The 15,452-nt window shown below is 73.8% G+C and carries 13 protein-coding genes; 5 read left to right on the forward strand and 8 right to left on the reverse strand.

Annotation, left to right across the window (positions count from 1 at the left end; all coding sequences use genetic code 11):
* Positions 1–12: 12 nt before the first annotated feature.
* On the reverse strand, positions 13–1,290 hold the full coding sequence (locus AS857_RS13535; protein ID WP_058043347.1) for a streptophobe family protein: 1,278 nt from the start codon (positions 1,288–1,290) through the stop codon (positions 13–15).
* A 507-nt stretch (positions 1,291–1,797) separates the two neighbouring features.
* On the opposite strand from AS857_RS13535, the gene AS857_RS13540 reads away from it, so the two are divergent.
* The 5 genes from AS857_RS13540 (at position 1,798) to AS857_RS13560 (ending at position 7,831) form a co-directional block, all read left to right on the forward strand.
* Positions 1,798–2,703 carry a DUF6777 domain-containing protein gene (locus tag AS857_RS13540; protein WP_058043348.1) on the forward strand — a complete coding sequence of 302 codons (906 nt, stop codon included), beginning with the start codon at positions 1,798–1,800 and terminating at the stop codon, positions 2,701–2,703.
* A 37-nt stretch (positions 2,704–2,740) separates the two neighbouring features.
* Positions 2,741–3,460, forward strand: a complete 720-nt coding sequence (locus tag AS857_RS13545) for a DUF998 domain-containing protein (protein WP_079110299.1) — start codon at positions 2,741–2,743, stop codon at positions 3,458–3,460.
* A gap of 250 nt (positions 3,461–3,710) precedes the next feature.
* Positions 3,711–5,093, forward strand: coding sequence for a family 2B encapsulin nanocompartment shell protein (locus AS857_RS13550; protein WP_058043349.1), 1,383 nt, complete (start codon positions 3,711–3,713; stop codon positions 5,091–5,093).
* Positions 5,080–6,504: a cysteine desulfurase gene (locus tag AS857_RS13555; protein WP_058043350.1), complete on the forward strand. Its 1,425-nt coding sequence runs from the start codon at positions 5,080–5,082 to the stop codon at positions 6,502–6,504. The genes AS857_RS13550 and AS857_RS13555 overlap by 14 nt, the downstream gene beginning before the upstream one ends.
* Before the next feature lie 232 nt (positions 6,505–6,736).
* The gene (locus AS857_RS13560) at positions 6,737–7,831 is read left to right on the forward strand and encodes a hypothetical protein (protein ID WP_058043351.1); all 1,095 of its coding nucleotides are present in this window, start codon (positions 6,737–6,739) and stop codon (positions 7,829–7,831) included.
* 79 nt (positions 7,832–7,910) lie between these two features.
* Here AS857_RS13560 and AS857_RS13565 read toward each other — a convergent pair whose 3' ends face one another.
* From AS857_RS13565 to AS857_RS13590, 7 genes are all read right to left on the reverse strand, one after another.
* A complete protein-coding gene (locus tag AS857_RS13565; protein ID WP_058043352.1) occupies positions 7,911–8,858 on the reverse strand; it encodes an MBL fold metallo-hydrolase in 948 nt (315 codons plus the stop codon).
* A gap of 67 nt (positions 8,859–8,925) precedes the next feature.
* Positions 8,926–10,014: a PP2C family protein-serine/threonine phosphatase gene (locus tag AS857_RS13570; protein ID WP_058043353.1), complete on the reverse strand. Its 1,089-nt coding sequence runs from the start codon at positions 10,012–10,014 to the stop codon at positions 8,926–8,928.
* A gap of 56 nt (positions 10,015–10,070) precedes the next feature.
* On the reverse strand, positions 10,071–10,226 hold the full coding sequence (locus tag AS857_RS40360; RefSeq protein ID WP_173864750.1) for a hypothetical protein: 156 nt from the start codon (positions 10,224–10,226) through the stop codon (positions 10,071–10,073).
* A 25-nt stretch (positions 10,227–10,251) separates the two neighbouring features.
* The gene (locus tag AS857_RS13575) at positions 10,252–12,084 is read right to left on the reverse strand and encodes a carbamoyltransferase family protein (protein ID WP_058043354.1); all 1,833 of its coding nucleotides are present in this window, start codon (positions 12,082–12,084) and stop codon (positions 10,252–10,254) included.
* Between the two features lie 126 nt (positions 12,085–12,210).
* Positions 12,211–13,134 (reverse strand): SGNH/GDSL hydrolase family protein, encoded by a 924-nt coding sequence (locus AS857_RS13580; protein WP_058043355.1) that lies wholly within the window; start codon positions 13,132–13,134, stop codon positions 12,211–12,213.
* A 65-nt stretch (positions 13,135–13,199) separates the two neighbouring features.
* Positions 13,200–14,129 (reverse strand): NAD(P)/FAD-dependent oxidoreductase, encoded by a 930-nt coding sequence (locus AS857_RS13585; protein WP_058043356.1) that lies wholly within the window; start codon positions 14,127–14,129, stop codon positions 13,200–13,202.
* A complete protein-coding gene (locus tag AS857_RS13590; protein ID WP_063804245.1) occupies positions 14,110–15,435 on the reverse strand; it encodes an MFS transporter in 1,326 nt (441 codons plus the stop codon). The genes AS857_RS13585 and AS857_RS13590 overlap by 20 nt, the downstream gene beginning before the upstream one ends.
* Positions 15,436–15,452: the final 17 nt, after the last annotated feature.

Raw genomic sequence — 15,452 nt, forward strand, 5'->3', positions numbered from 1 at the left:
CCCCCTACGGCTTTACGGCTTCCCGGTCTCCTCCGCGACGCCCCGGCGTCCGGCCCTCCGGGACAGCAGGCTGCCCAGGTAGCCCGCCACCAGTCCCCACAGCAGACCCACGCCGGTCAGCGTCAGCAGGTGCGGGGTCAGGGCGACCTCGCCGCCGAAGGACGACAGGTCGCCGATGCCCAGCAGCGACAGCCCGACGCGGGCGGAGATGCGGGTGAGGACGCCGATGACGAACAGCGTGACGGCCAGCGCCGCCCCCATCTGCACCGCGTGCTCCCAGTGCTGCATCGTCGCGGGCGACCGCACGGCCAGCAGGAAGCCCGCCGCGAGCAGGGCGACCACGGCGAGGGCCACCAGCAGCCACGCCCGCCCGTCGTGCTCCGCGAGCGAGGCGACGGTCACCGTGGACGGCTCGTCACCGCCCCCGCGCAGCACCGCCGTGAGCGCCTTGGGCAGGGGCAGCCCGAGGGACTGGCCCGGCACGCGCCCCTCCCAGGAGCCTCCGAGGCCGAGGCCCAGGGAGATCCAGGCGAGGTTGGGCAGGCCGAGCAGGAGCACCGCCATGGTCCCCGCCGGGTTGCCGCGCGTGACCGCGGAGACGAGCCCGACGAGCAGGAAGAGCAGCACGTAGCCGAGCAGCAGCGCCACCACGGCGAACGCGGCGGGCCGCACGGGGTCCTGGAAGCGCAGCAGCCGTGACGGCAGCGGCGTCTTGCGGGAGGCCGCGACCGCCACGGCGAGCAGCACGAGCAGCCACAGCAGCCCGTAGCCGAGGGTGGGCCCCACGGCCGCGCGGAACCCGACGCTGGGGGAGACGTCCAGGACGTCCCCGATGTCGCCGAGGAGGGAGTCGCCCAGGTCGATGCGGAAGGTGTGCCGCGCGCCGAGGGCGATGAGCAGCAGGGCGACCAGCCACAGTACGGCCGTACGGGCGACGCGGGCGAGCAGTTCGCGCCCGCCCGCCACCGCGTGGTGGCGCAGCGGGCGCAGGAAGACGACGGCGAGGGCGACCGCCCCGGCCAGGGTCACCGAGAGCGGCACGACGTCGAGCGAGGCCCCCGTACGGCCCAGGACGCCCGCGCCGCCGGACAGTTCCACCGTGCCGCCCACGGCCGAGACGACCGTGGCCGCGGTCACGGCCGGGAACGCGCCCGGCAGGCCGTCGGCGCCGGCGGCCCACAGCCCGAGCGCGGCGACGGCGAACATGGCCACCACCGCGGCGGCCACGGCCGCGAAGGCGTCCCACCAGACGCGGACGAAGGAGGGCGCGCCCCCGGGCGGCTGGCTCACACTGCCTCCGCATGCCTCGTCGACGGTCGGGTACCCGGGCTCCGGAGGGGGGAGCCCGCACGCTCAACGTACGCCCGCGCGGCCCGCTCCACCTGTCGGGGATCCGCCTCCCGGGCCACCCCTCCCCGGGCGAACCCCACTTGCGGCCGGTGCCGGTCTGCGGCACACAATGATCACGGGGGGCGGTGACATCCCAGCGCAGGACCCATCAGAGGACCAAACGGAGGAGCAGGGCCCGTGTCGTCCGAACCACCGTCAGAAGACCGCCCCACCGGCCCGCCGTCCGGCCCTCTCTCCGGTGGCGGAAGCGGATCCGGCCGGACCGGTCCGCCCACCCCGGCCGAGCCGCCGGAGCCGACCCGGGCGGACTGGCCCTCGTCCGGCGGCGGCCGGAGCGTGCCCTCGGGCCCGGAGCCGCCCGGCCCGCCCGCTCCGCCGTCCGGCGGCCATGGCGCGCCGCCGCCCGGCGGGGAACCGCCGCGCCCCTGGTGGCGGTCCGGTCCCAGGGTGGCCCTCGTCGGGGGCCTCGGGGTGGTCGTGGCGGCGCTCGCGGTCTACTTCCTCCGGCCGGAGGGCGGCGGCGAGGTCTTCCTGCAGGCCGCATCGGCCGAGGGCAGGGACCCCTTCACCCCCTCCACGGCCAAGGAGAAGGGCACGAAGGAGGCGACCGCGGCCCCCGTCTCCCCGGCCCCGGGCGGCACCCGAACCATCGAGGGCTCCAGCCCCGGCCTCTACGGCGGCAGCGAGAACGAGTCGAGCTGCGACGTGGAGCGCCAGATCAAATACCTGACGGAAAATCAGACAAAGGCCCGGGCCTTCGCGAGCGCGGCGGGCATCCAGCAGGGTGAGATTCCCGGCTATCTGCGCGGCCTGACCCCCGTACAGCTGCGCTCGGACACCCGCGTCACCAACCACGGCTACAAGAACGGCTCGGCCACCCCCTACCAGGCCGTCCTGCAGGCCGGAACGGCCGTCCTGACCGACAACCGGGGCGTGCCCCGGGTGCGCTGCGCCTGTGGCAACCCGCTCAGCGGGCCCGTCGCGATCAAGGGCAGCCAGACGACGAAGGGGCAGAGCTGGAGCACGTACAAGTCGTCCCAGACCGTCGCCGTCGCCCCGGCCCGCACCGTCATCGTCTTCATCATCATCTACGACCCGCGCACCGGTCAGTGGTTCGAACGGCCGGTCGGCACCGACGGCAGCAAGGACCGCCCCATCCCGCCCCCCAAGGGCGGCGTGACGTCCGGCCCGGCCACGCCGCAGTCGGAGGAGCCGAGCAGCATCGAGCCGTCGAAGCCGTACTCGTCCCCGCCGCCGTCGCCTCCCACGACACCGTCGCCCCCGCCGCCGGCCGAGCCCGGGCCCGCGTACGGCCCGCAGAACCGGAACGCCGGATCCGGGGGAGCGCCGTGAGCCGGACCGCCCGGCGGCGGATCTGAGACCGCCTCCGATGCCCGACGCGCCGCTCGCGCCCCGGTCGCAGGAGGCCGGGGCCCGCCCGGCCCCGGCCGCCGCCGGGGCGCGGGCGGCCGCGCGCGAGCTGCGCCCGGCGTGGCTGCTGGCCGCGGCGGCGGCGGCCTACAACGCCTGGCTGCTGGAGTTCCTCCTGCCCACGGGCCTGGACGCCCGGCACTCCTACGTCAGCGAGCTCTACGCCGCCGACCAGCGCTTCCACGGGCTGTTCGGCGCGATCGAGATCGTCACCGCCCTGCTCGTGGCCGTGGGAGCGGCTCCCCTTCCGCGCCCGCCGGGCAGCAGCCGCTGCGCCCTCGCGAGCCGCTGGTCGCTGGTCGCCTTCGCCGCCTCCTCCGTGGCGGACGTCGTCGTGCCGATGCGCTGCGCCCCCTCGGTGAACAGCGCCTGCGAGGTGGTCAACCCCTTGCACACGGCCACCAGCGCGCTGGCCCACGCGGCGCTGTTCGCCTCGATGGCGCTGATGGTGGCGGCCGCGGCGGGCGGCACCCGGTGGCCGCTGGTCCGCCGCTGGGGGCCGTGGGTCCTGGCCGCGGCCCTGACGACCGCCCTGCTCACGGTCGGACCGCTCATCGGCCGGCCGGGCTGGCACGGCGTCCCGCAGCGCGCGCACCTGGTGCTCGTCGGGGTGTGGCTCGCCCTGCTGGCCGCCTCGTTCGCGGGGCCGGCGAGAACCGGTCGTCACAGAAGTACGTGACGATCGAATCTGGTCGATTTATGCAAGAGAGTAAAGGGCTTCGGAGGCCTCCGACCGCTCGGACGCCCCGGAGTCCGTCCGGAAAGCGAACCTGATCAGGAACCCACCGGACAGAGCGAGTTCACTTCTGCATGAATCTGTCGCTTCGTCAACAGGCGGTGTTTTAAAGCCATGACGCATTACTGCAGTCTTGTGAACGCAATGTTTCCAACAAGACGATCATCCTCGTCACCCACACGAGGAGGTCCTCATGAACGACCGGCTGAGTCTCAGCCCGGACGCGGCACGGCAGCTCGCGACCACCACCAAGACCACACCGCAGATGCGCGGCATCACGCCCCGCTACCTGCTCCGCGCCCTGCCGTGGGTGGACGTCGAGTCCGGCACCTACCGCGTCAACCGCCGGCGGACCTTCATACTCGGCGACGACCGGATCACCACGTACAGGAACGACGACGCCCACCACATCGTCCCGGAGGACCTGCGGGAGATCCCCTACCTGCGCGAGGCGGGCGAGGACCTCCTGCGCGAACTGGCCGCCTCCTTCACCGAGGTCACCTTCGAGGCCGGGCAGACCCTGGTCGAGGAGGGCGAGACCACGGGCAGACTGTGGGTGATCGTCCAGGGCCGGGCGGAGAAGCGGGTCACCGGCCGCTACGGCGAGGACGCGCTCCTCGAAGTCGTCGGCGACGGCCAGTTCTTCGACCTCGACTCCTGGTCCCACGGCCGCCCCGCGCCCTGCCGCGTCCGGGCCCTGACCCCCGGCACCGCGCTCTGCGCCGACCGCGACCAGCTGGCCCGGCTCGCCGGGCGCGACGAGGCGCTGAGCGCCGCCCTCGCCGCCTTCAACGCCGGCGAGCGGACCGTCCCCGGCTCCGAGGTGCCGGTGGACCTCACCGCCGGGCACGTCGGCGAGCCCGACCTGCCGGGCACCTTCGTCGACTACGAGGACGTCCCCCGCGAGTACCACATGACGCTCGCCCAGACCGTGCTGCGCGTCCACTCCCGCGTCGCCGACCTCTACAACGAGCCCATCGACCAGACCCGGGCCCAGGCCGACCTGACCGTCCAGGCGCTGCGCGAGCGCCAGGAGCGGTCGATGCTCAACCACCCCGAGTTCGGCCTGTTCAACAACGTCGCCCCGGGCCAGCGGGTGCAGACCCGCACCGGCGCCCCGACCCCCGACGACATGGACGAACTGCTCAGCAGGGTCTGGAAGCAGCCCTCCTACTTCCTCGCCCACCCGCGCGCCATCGCCGCCTTCGGCCGCGAGTGCACGCGCCGCGGCGTGCCCCCGGTCATCGAGAACCGCTTCGGCAGCCCCCTGCTGACCTGGCGCGGAGTCCCGCTGCTGCCCTCCGACAAGGTGCGCATCACCGGCCCGAACGGCGCCGGCACCACAGAGATCCTGCTGATGCGCGTCGGCGAGGCCGAGCAGGGCGTGGTGGGCCTGCGCCCCGCGAAGGTGCCCGACGAGGTCGAGCCGGGCCTGTCGATGCGCAACATGGGCATGGACCAGAAGGGCATCACCCAGTACCTGATGACGGCCTACTTCAACGCCGCGGTGCTGGTCGAGGACGCCCTCGCCGTGCTCCAGAACGTCGAGGTGTCCAAGTACCATGACTACTCCTGACATGTCGTGGGGCGCGCACGCCCCGGGCATGGCCCCGGTGCCGGGAACGCAGGCACCGGGCATGACGACGCCGGGCACGGGAATGCCCGGGACGACGCCGCCCGCCGCCACGGCACCGGCCCCGAACCTGCCGTGGGCGCCGGCCGTGCCCGGGCAGCCCACCGTGGGCAGCGCGGCCACCCGCAGCGGCGGGTTCACCCCCGAGGCCGCCCGGCAGGACGTCCCCGTCCTGCAGCGCCCCGTCAACGGGCGCCCCGTCGTCTGGCTCGACAACGGCGCGACCACCCAGAAGCCCCGCCAGGTCATCGAGACCCTGGCCGCCTACTACGCCACCGCCAACTCCAACATCCACCGCGGTGCGCACACCCTGGCCCGCGAGGCCACCGAGATGTACGAGGGCGGACGGGCCGCGGTCGCCGACTTCCTGGGCGCCCCGTCACCCGACACCGTCGTCTTCACCCGGGGCACCACCGAGGCCGTCAACCTCGTCGCACAGAGCTGGGGACGCGCCAACCTCGGCCCCGGCGACGAGATCCTGGTCTCCACCCTGGAGCACCACTCCAACATCGTCCCCTGGCAGATGATCGCCAAGGAGCGGCGGGCCCGGGTCGTGCCGATCCCCCTGCTGCCCGACGGCAGCATCGACCAGGACGCCTACGCCGACCTGCTCTCCTTCCGCACCCAGCTCGTCGCGATCAGCCACGCCTCCAACGTGCTGGGCACGGTGCCGCCGGTGAAGGAGATGACGGCACTGGCCCACCGTTACGGCGCCAAGGTGCTCGTGGACGGCGCCCAGGCCGTCGCCCACTTCCCCGTGGACGTCCAGGACCTGGACAGCGACTTCTACGTCTTCTCCGGGCACAAGCTCTACGCCCCCACGGGCATCGGGGCGATGTACGCCAAGCCGGAGATCCTGGCCGCCATGCCGCCGTGGCAGGGCGGCGGCAACATGATCGACCAGGTGGAGTTCGGCCGCGTCACCTACGCCCCCGTGCCGCACTGCTTCGAGGCCGGCACCGGGCACATCTCCGGCGTCGTCGGACTCAAGGCAGCCATCGACTGGCTGACCTCCTTCGGCCGCGACGCGGTCGCCGCGTACGAGACCGCGCTGCTCGGCCACGCCCAGCAGGCCCTCGCCGCGGTACCGGGCCTCACCGTCCTGGGCAGCGCGCCCGAGAAGATCGCGGTGCTGACCTTCACGCTCGCGGGCCGGGACCCGATGGAGGTGGCCCGCAGGCTGGACCGGGACGGCATCGCCGTCCGCGCCGGCCACCACTGTGCCCAGCCCTCGCTGCGCCACTACGGGCTGGAGACCGCGACCCGGGCCTCGCTGGCCCTGTACAACACCGCCGAGGAGGTGGACCAGCTGGCCGCCGCGCTCATGCAGATCCAGGCGCAGCCCGCCATCTGATCCGCACTCACATATCCCGAACCGCCGTACAGTCGCCCCGGTGCACCGCGCGCCGGGGCACGCTGTCGTCCCGGGCTTGCGGCATCCGGGGTGTCGCGCCGAACCGATGCGCGGCACAACTACGAGATTCCGCGGTATTTCCGGTGGCACAGGGAACCATCAGCTACGGAAGACAATCTCGTACGTCAGAGACGCACGAGTGTGCGTACGACCCGGAAGCAGGGGGCGGTACATGTCACGAAGAGTCGCGCAGCGGCGGTTGTCGGCGGTGCGGGGCGCCATGGGATCGGTGGCCGCGCTCGCGGCCGGGCTGATCCTCGTCGCGGGGACGCCCGGGACGGCCGCGGCCATACCGGCCGCAGGCAGCACGCAGACGGCACCGAGCTGCGGCAGCGACCAGGAGGCGCACCGGCCGTCCGCCGCCGAGGCCGCTGCGGCCGGCGCCGCCACGGCGGAGCCGCCGGCGGCCGCGGTCGGCACCGCTGCGGAGAAGATCTCCTTCGGCATGCCCTCCCAGCTGCCCATCGGCATGTGGTCGCGCGCCGGCGTCACGCTGCGCACGCCCGTCTCCAAGGGCACCGTCCGGCTCGACGTCCGCAGCCGCGGCTTCGGCACCGACTCCCTCGTGGTCCAGCGCTACGTGCCGAAGACCCACAGCTGGACGGACCTGAAGACCCGTCCGTCCGGCTCGGGCACGCACGGCGTCCTCACCTTCCCCCTCACCGCCGACGCGAGCGCGTCCCGCCCGCACAGCGTGGCCCTGCGCATCCAGGACCTCGACCGTCCGGGCACCGTCACCGTCACGGCCTCCGTCGAGAACGGCAAGGGCCGCACCTACCGCGCCCCGGCCCGCACCGCCACGGCCACCCGGCCGGACGTCTCGGCCGGCGGCTGGAAGAGCGGCACCGCGCTGAGCCGCGGCGGCGCGGCGAGCGCGCCCTTCGCCCTCACGGTGAAGAACACCACCGACCGCCCCTACCCCTCCCTGTACGCCTCCTACTTCGCCTACGGCGCCGGCACCGGCCACGCCCTGGCCCCCAAGGACCTCGTCCTGCAGCAGTACCGGCCCGGCCACGGCTGGGAGCGCGTGCAGCTCGTCGCCGGCGGCTGCGACCCCGGCATGAGCGCGGCGCTGCTGCCGGTCACCAAGGGCCCGCTGGCGCCGGGCGCCACCGCCACCTACCGGCTGCGGGTCGCCGTCGCCGGGTCCGCCCCGCGCGACGTGACCAAGGTCGACGCGGGCCTGACGGTGGGCAACGGCGACCTGTCCTTCTTCCACCAGGACCTGCCCTTCACGGTCCGGGCGGGCAAGACGTCGGGCAAGTAGCGCACCTGTGCAGTGACACCGCGGGCCGGCCCTTCCGGAAGGGCCGGCCCGTCGGCTTCGCCGGGGACCGCCGGCCGCGTCAGGACGGGCCCGGGTCCCCGTCCTCCGTCCGGTCGAACGCCGCCCAGCGGGCGAGCGCGAACTTCCCGCCCTCCCGGCGCACTTCGGCGGCCCCGTGACCCGGAAAGTGCGCAGGGAACACCAGGGCCCGCGTGTCGGCGGCCTCCTCCAGGAACCGCCGGCGCGAGCGGGTGGCCTGCGCCTGGTCCTCGCTCAGGCACGTGTCGCATTCGGGCTCCGCTATCTGCAGCGGGCTGTGCACCAGGTCGCCGATGAACAGGGCGCGCTCAGTGCCCGACTCCAGCCGCACCACGGATGAGCCCGGAGTGTGCCCGGGAGCGGCCTCCAGGCTCAGCCCCGCGTCGATGCGGTGGCCGTCGCCCTCCCAGAGCACCATCTGCCCGGCCCGGTGCACCGGGAGCACACTGTCCTCGAACACCTCGGCGACGCCCTCGGCGAGGCTCAGGTCCCCGAGGACGCCCCGGGGGGTGTGCGGGCCGTCCGGGTTCCAGTAGTCGAAGTCCGCCCTGGCGACGAGATACGTCGCGTTCGGGAACGTCGGCACCCACACGCCGTCCTGTAACCGGGTGTTCCAGCCGATGTGGTCCGAGTGCAGATGCGTGTTCACGACGACGTCCACGTCCTCGGGACGGACCCCGGCGGCGGCCAGCCGCTCCAGGTAGCCGGTCTTCAGGTGCGACCAGTCCGGCATGTGCGGCCGGTCCTTGTCGTTGCCCAGCCCGGTGTCCACGAGCACCGTACGGCCCTCGCTGCGCAGCACCCACGTCTGCACGTTGCACACCAGCTGGTCGGTGGCCGGCCGCCAGAAGTCCGGCGCCAGCCACGACTCGTTCTCCTTCCACATCCGCGGAGTGCTGGAAGGAAAGATGGCGGGAACGGGCGCGACCGGCGAGTGCCATTCCACGATGCGGGTGATGTCCACTCCGCCCAAGGTGATCGTCTGCATGCCATCGACGCTATGCACCACAGGCGGAACCGCCAAGAGGCAGATGGCACCGTTGTGTTGAGCAGCCTCACTGCTCCCGCCGCACCGCGAGGAGCGCCGCGTCGTCCGACAGCTCGCCGCCCGCGTAGGCCAGCAGATCCGCGACGACGCGGTCCAGCAGCGCCGCCGGGGCCGACTCCGGCATGCCGGCCAGGCGCTCCGCCAGCGGATAGAAGCGGCCCGCCGCGTCCCGCGCCTCCGTCACCCCGTCGGTGTACAGCAGCAGCAGGTCGCCCCGCTCGAACACGAATGCCTGCCCGCGGTACGCGTCGTCCACCATGCCCAGCAGCGCCAGCGGCGGCTGGGGGACCGGCGCCGGCACCTCCCTGACCCGGCCCGCCCGGCACAGCAGCGGCGGCAGATGGCCGCAGTTCACCAGCTCCGCCCGGCCCGGCTCGGCCACCTGGACCAGCACCGCGGTCACGAACTCCTCGCCGGGCCGCCGCCGGCACATCGCGGCGTCCAGGCGCCCCGCCACGGCCGTGAGGGAGGGCTCGACCTGCGCGGCCTCCCGGAACGTCCCCAGCACGGCCGCCGCCGTGTCGATCGCGGACAGCCCCTTGCCGCGCACGTCCCCCAGCAGCAGCCGCGTCCCGAACGGCGTCGCCAGCGTCTCGTACAGGTCGCCGCCCACGCGCGCCTCCGCGGCGGCGGCCAGATAGCGCACCGCCACCCGCAGCCCGTCCATCCGCTCGGGCGGCGGCCGCAGCAGCGTCTGCTGCGCGGCCTCCGCCACCGACCGCGACTGCAGCAGCTCCCGCTCCCGCGTGGCCACCAGCAGTACGTTCGCGGTGCTGACGCACGTGATGGCCAGCACCGTGAAGCCCGACGTCAGGTGGACGAGCATCGGCACCTCGTCGTCGGCGAACGCCAGCGGGGCGACCAGGACGAGCGCGCCCAGGCCGACCAGCATCGGCACCCGCGCCCTCCGGGAGCCGATGCTGGCGAGCACCGGCGCGGTGGCCAGGACGGGGGACACCGTCCACCGCGGGTCCGACGCGAGGTCCATCACGACGGCCGTGACCAGCAGCATGTACGCCGCCACGACGAGGAGGCGCGCGCGATGCGGCAGGCGCGGCGCCTGGGGCTGACCGTCCGGGCCGGTGACGTGCGTCATGATTGATTTCCACCATAGGCACACCCGCCCCGGCCGCAACCCGTCCCGCCCCGCCGTCAGCGCTCCCCGGGGCCGCTCCCCGGTGTGAAGTGCCAGTACGTCTGCGCCCGCGGCCGCCAGTGCCGCGCCAAGGGGTCGCGCACCCTCCGCCGGCACCAGCCCCACGGGGTGACCGCCAGGTAGTACACCGCGGTCAGCAGCACCGTCCGCACGGCGTCGCACCTCCTTCCCCGGCAGTCAGTCCATCGGGATTTCGCCACGCCAGTCCCGCTCCTCCTGCCACGGCGGCTGCTCCTCCTTGCGCAGCAGGAAGCCGCCCAGTGCCAGCAGATCGATGTTGGTCCGCATGAAACACGCGTAGGCCTCCCGCGGCGTACGGACGATCGGCTCGCCGCGCACGTTGAACGACGTGTTCACCAGCACCGGGCAGCCGGTGCGCTCCTTGAACGCCAGCAGCACCCGGCGCAGCCGCGGGTGGCGCCCGTCCACGGTCTGCACCCGCGCCGAGCCGTCCACATGGGTCACCGCCGGGACGGTCGACCTCGGCACGTGCAGCAGATCCAGGCCGCGCACCCCCTCCGGCACCTCGGCGGCCAGCCGCTGCGCGGCCGCCACCCGGCCCACGATCAGCATGTACGGGCTCTCCTGGCGCAGGTCGAACCAGTCCTTCGCGTCCTCGGCCAGCACGGCGGGCGCGAACGGCCGGAACGACTCGCGGAACTTCGTCCGCAGGTTGAGCGCCGACTGCATGCCCGGGTCGCGCGGGTCGGCGAGGATCGAGCGCGAGCCCAGCGCCCGCGGCCCGAACTCCATCCGGCCCTGGAACCAGCCCACGATCGCACCGCCCGCCAGCGCACCGGCCACCTGCTGCGCCACGCCGTCGAAGCCCGGGCGCTCGTACGGGATGCCGTGGGCGTCCAGGTACGCGCCGATCTCGTCGTCCGAATACGCCGGGCCCAGCAGCGCACCCGCCATCGCGTCGTGCCCGGAGCCCAGGTGGGCGCGGGGCGCCCCCCGCTCGTGGGCCTCCGCGAGCGCCGCCCCGAGCGAACCCCCGGCGTCACCGGCCGCGGGCTGCACCCATAGCTCCGTCAGGCCCGCGTCCTCCAGCAGCCTGCCGTTGGCCACGCAGTTGAGCGCGACGCCGCCCGCCAGGCACAGCCGCGGCTCCCCGGTCAGCCGCCGCGCGGTGCGGGCCAGCCGGATCACCACGTCCTCCGTCACCTGCTGCACCGACGCCGCCAGATCGAACTCCCGCTCGGTCAGCGGCCCTTCCGGCCGGCGCCGCGGGCCGCCGAAGAGCTGCTCGAAACCGGGGCCGGTCATCACCTGCCCCCGCAGGAACTCGAACCGGCGCAGGTCCAGCCGGAACGAGCCGTCCGGCTTGACGTCGATCAGCCGCTCCCGGATCAGCGGCGCGAAGCGCGGCTTCCCGTACGGAGCGAGGCCCATCAGCTTGTACTCGCCCGAGTCGACCTTGAAGCCGCAGAAGTAGGTGAACGCCGAGTACAGCAGCCCCAGCGAGTGCGGGAACCGCAGCTCGGCGAGGTGCCGCAGCCGGGTGCCCACGCCCTGCCACACGGTGGTCGTCGCCCACTCGCCGACCCCGTCGACGCACAGCACGGCGGCCGACGGGTAGGGGCTCGCGAAGAACGCCGACGCGGCGTGGGACTCGTGATGGCGCCGCGCCACGACCTCCGGCACCGCCCGGCCCTGCGGCCCGGCGAGGTGATCGCGCACCGCCCGCGTGGCGCGCCGCTTCCAGCCGAGCCACGCCGGCATCCCGTCCAGGAACGACGGGAGGCCGTACGGCGCCGCCCCCGCGTACGTCGCGAGCACCCGCCGGAACTTCAGCGCCGGATCCTCGTAGTAGGCGACCGCAGAGACGTCACCGAGCTCCGCCCCGGCCTCCCGCAGGCAGTAGCCGACCGCCTCGTGCGGGAAGGACGGGTCGTGCCGCCTGCGGCTGAACCGCTCCTCCTGAGCGGCCGCGACCGGAACGCCGTCGGCGACCAGCGCGGCCGCACTGTCGTGATAGAAGGCCGACAGGCCGAGAACCAGCTGCGTCACGCGGCGCCCCCGGATCAGAACATGGGATAGATGGACGCGTCGTCCGCCGGCTGCGGCTTCAGCGCCCGCTTGCGGCGCAGCAGCCGCGCCAGGATCCTGCGGAGCAGTGCCATGCTGTCCCTCCCCTCAGGACGATGTGCCGAGGCGCTCGGCGAGGACGCGGGCGACCGCGTCGTACCCGGCGTCGACGCAGTGCACCCGGTCCACGAACAGCCAGTCCGCAGGCGCCGTCGCCGCCCCGAGGGCCTCGTTCATGTCGAGGAACGGCACCCCCAGCCCCGCACAGCCCTCGCGCAGGGCCGCCGCGTAGGCGCGGCCGACGTCCATCGAGGCGATGTCGTTGTGCAGCCGGCGCCAGTTGGAGACGTCGTCCAGCTCGTCGAACAGCGCCTTCTCCTGGGCCGCGGGCTCCTCCCGCACCCAGGGCGCGAGCGGCTGCAGGACGAACGTCAGCCGCGCCCCCAGCGCCCCGGTCAGCAGCTTCCACCCGCCGAGGTGGCGGACCGTCAGCCCGGCGGCGTGCGCGATCCGCTCGGCCGGGCCCGGCACCGCGGACGCGTCCGGCGCGGGCCCGCACTCGAAGAAGGCGCCGTGCCGGCCGTGCTGCGCCGCGGGCAGGCGGCTGAGCACGAGGTTGTTGACGCCGGAGAAGACGACGATCTCCGCCACCTCGGGCAGCAGGTGCTGGAAGAGCGTCAGCAGCATCAGCTCCTGCGCCGAATTCAGGCTCTGGCCCGAGAAGTTGAGCCACGGCAGCCCCGGGGCGTGGTGGCTGCCCAGCCGCGAGGAGACGGTCGCGTGGTCCCCGCTCGCCCCCACGCCGAAGACCGCCGAGCTGCCGGCCAGCAGCCGGACGGGGCCCGGCGGGCGGCCGTCGGCCACCGTCGCCGGCCCGCCCGCCGTGTGGGTGACCCGGAATCCGCAGGAGTCGGTGGAGTACACCGGGGTCCGCTCGTTTCCGTACTGGAAGAAGCCGATGTAGGGCTGGTCCTCCAGGACGAAGGTGTAGTGCTCCATGTGGGGGACGAGTTCGGCGCGCGGGGACTTCATGGGGCAGGGCTCTCCTCGGGTGTCCGGGCGGCGGGCGGCAGGTGGCAGGTGGCGGGGCCGCGGTGTCAGTGGGCGGCGGGCGGCAGGTCGTAGAGCGCGCCGGGCCGGTCCTCGCGGATCAGGTCGGCGTTGACGGCCATGGCGGCGAGGCCGCCGCTGGCCGCGGCCATGGCCGCCTGCTGCATGTTCTTGCCCAGGTCACCGGCCACGTACAGACGGGGGAGCGAGGTCCGGCCGCGCTCGTCGGTCTGCACCGAGGTGAGGTCGGCGGCCTGCAGCCAGGGGCGCAGCGGCTCCACGCGCGGCTCGGTGTCCATGTGCAGGAACAGGGCCGTGAAGGACAGCGAGCGCCCGCCGGCCAGTTCGACGGCCACCCCGTCGGGGTGGGCCGAGACGCCGACGACCTCGTCGGGCACGGTGTCCACCCCGGAGGCGGCCAGGAATCCGCGCTCCTCCTCGGGCAGCTCACGCCGGTCCGACAGGTAGGTGAGCGAGGACGTCCAGGCGGTCAGGGTCGCGGCGAGGCACTCGCCGGGCACCGCACCGCCGTACACGCCGAAGGAGCCGTCGCGCACCTCGTAGGCGTGGCAGTACGGGCACTCGAAGACGCCCTTGCCCCACAGCGCGGCGAGCCCCGGCACGTCGGGCAGCTTCGAGCGCACGCCGGCCGCGTAGAGCACCGTGCGGCTCGTGAGCGCCCCGGCCTCCTTGGCCGTCGTCACCAGGCGGTCGCCCTCGGGCGCCACGGTGATCACCTCGTCGTCGAGGAACTCCACGCCGTAGCGGGAGATTTCGGCGCGGGCGCGGGCACGGAAGTCCGCGATGGTCACCCCGTCGTTGGTGAGCATGTTGTGCATGACGCCGGCCGCCATGTTCCGGGCGTCGCCGGAGTCGACGAGTGCGACGCGCCTGCGCGACCTGCCCAGGTACAGCGCCGCGTTGAGGCCCGCCGGGCCGCCGCCGACGATCACGGTGTCATACGCTTCCGCGGTCATGCTCTCCTCTTTCGGTGTCGGTGTGCTGCTGCTGGTCTCGATGCGGTATGCGGGAGGACTCCGGCTGTTCGCCGGTGAGCATGTCCTGGCGCAGCGGCGCGAGCAGGGCCACGGATCCCAGGATCAGGACGGCCCCGGACGAGACGAAGACGGTGGTGACGGACGTGGTGCGGGCGAGCAGGCCGCCGAGGGCCGCTCCGATCGGCATCGTTCCCCACGAGCACAGCCGTGACACGCTCATCACGCGGCCCTGCAGTTCCGGCGGCGCGAACCGCTGGCGCAGCGACAGGACCGGGATGTTCCAGCTCATCATGAAGATGCCGTTGCAGAAGATCGCGACCCCCGCGAGGACCGTGTTCCCGGCCAGGCCCAGGCCGACGTAGGCCGCGCCCGACAGGATCAGCGACCACTGCGCCAGGACGAGCGTGGGCAGCCGCCGCGCCAGCCGGGGCGCGAGCCACGTCCCGGCGATCGAGCCGACGGAGCCGACGGTCAGCAGCAGGCCGTAGCCGGTGGCGTGCAGGTGCAGGGTGCGGTAGGCGAGCAGCACCAGCATCGAGAACGTCGCGGAGTACACCAGGCCGTAGAGAGCGCTGGCGGCCAGCGTGCGGGTGAGCGCCGCCCGCGTGAGCACGAAGGCGACCCCCGTGCGCACGTCCTGCCACAGGGAGCGGGCCGCGGACGTGCCGGGCGGGGGCGTCGTGCGCGGGGCCGCCTTGACGCCGGCCAGGCCCAGCAGCAGGACGGCGGCGAGCCCGTAGAGCGCCCCGCCCGTCGCCAGCGCCAGGGTCGCGCCGACCCCGACCAGGAGACCGGCCAGCGGCGGACCCGCCATCTCGTTGAGGATGACCTGCGGGGCGAACAGCCGGCCGTTGGCGTGCTCCAGGTGCTCCGACTCCACGATGTCGGGCAGCATCGCGGGCGCCGCGGTCTCCGCCAGGGTCTCGGCGATCCCGAGGACGAAGGACAGCACGTACAGCACGGCCAGCGACGTGCCCGCCGCGAACGCCGCGACGGCCGCCAGCAGCGCGGCCGCGCGCGTGACGTTGCTGAACAGCAGGATGCGCCGCCGGTCGTGACGGTCCGCCAGGACGCCCGCGGGCAGTGCGAACAGCAGCCACGGCAGCATGTTGACCGCCGTGAGCCCGGCCACCACCATCGGCTGCGGGTGGCTCGCGACCACCAGCAGGGGCAGCAGGGTGCGGGTGACGCCGTCCCCGGCGTTGGACGCCACGGACGACGACCACAGCCAGCGGAAGCGGCTGCCCAGCACGGGCTTGCGGGCCGGTGCCCCGGTCTTGGTCAAGGGATCTCACTCCGCGT

Source organism: Streptomyces roseifaciens (assembly GCF_001445655.1).
GTDB lineage: Bacteria > Actinomycetota > Actinomycetes > Streptomycetales > Streptomycetaceae > Streptomyces > Streptomyces aureoversilis.

What these genes read in the sequence shown, in the direction of transcription:
- AS857_RS13545 (WP_079110299.1), top strand. Translation starts at nt 2,741, where the DNA reads ATGCCCGACGCGCCGCTCGCGCCCCGGTCGCAGGAGGCCGGGGCCCGC.
- AS857_RS13550 (WP_058043349.1), top strand. Translation starts at nt 3,711, where the DNA reads ATGAACGACCGGCTGAGTCTCAGCCCGGACGCGGCACGGCAGCTCGCG.
- AS857_RS13555 (WP_058043350.1), top strand. Translation starts at nt 5,080, where the DNA reads ATGACTACTCCTGACATGTCGTGGGGCGCGCACGCCCCGGGCATGGCC.
- AS857_RS13560 (WP_058043351.1), top strand. Translation starts at nt 6,737, where the DNA reads ATGTCACGAAGAGTCGCGCAGCGGCGGTTGTCGGCGGTGCGGGGCGCC.
- AS857_RS13565 (WP_058043352.1), bottom strand. Translation starts at nt 8,858, where the DNA reads ATGCAGACGATCACCTTGGGCGGAGTGGACATCACCCGCATCGTGGAA.
- AS857_RS13570 (WP_058043353.1), bottom strand. Translation starts at nt 10,014, where the DNA reads ATGACGCACGTCACCGGCCCGGACGGTCAGCCCCAGGCGCCGCGCCTG.
- AS857_RS13580 (WP_058043355.1), bottom strand. Translation starts at nt 13,134, where the DNA reads ATGAAGTCCCCGCGCGCCGAACTCGTCCCCCACATGGAGCACTACACC.
- AS857_RS13585 (WP_058043356.1), bottom strand. Translation starts at nt 14,129, where the DNA reads ATGACCGCGGAAGCGTATGACACCGTGATCGTCGGCGGCGGCCCGGCG.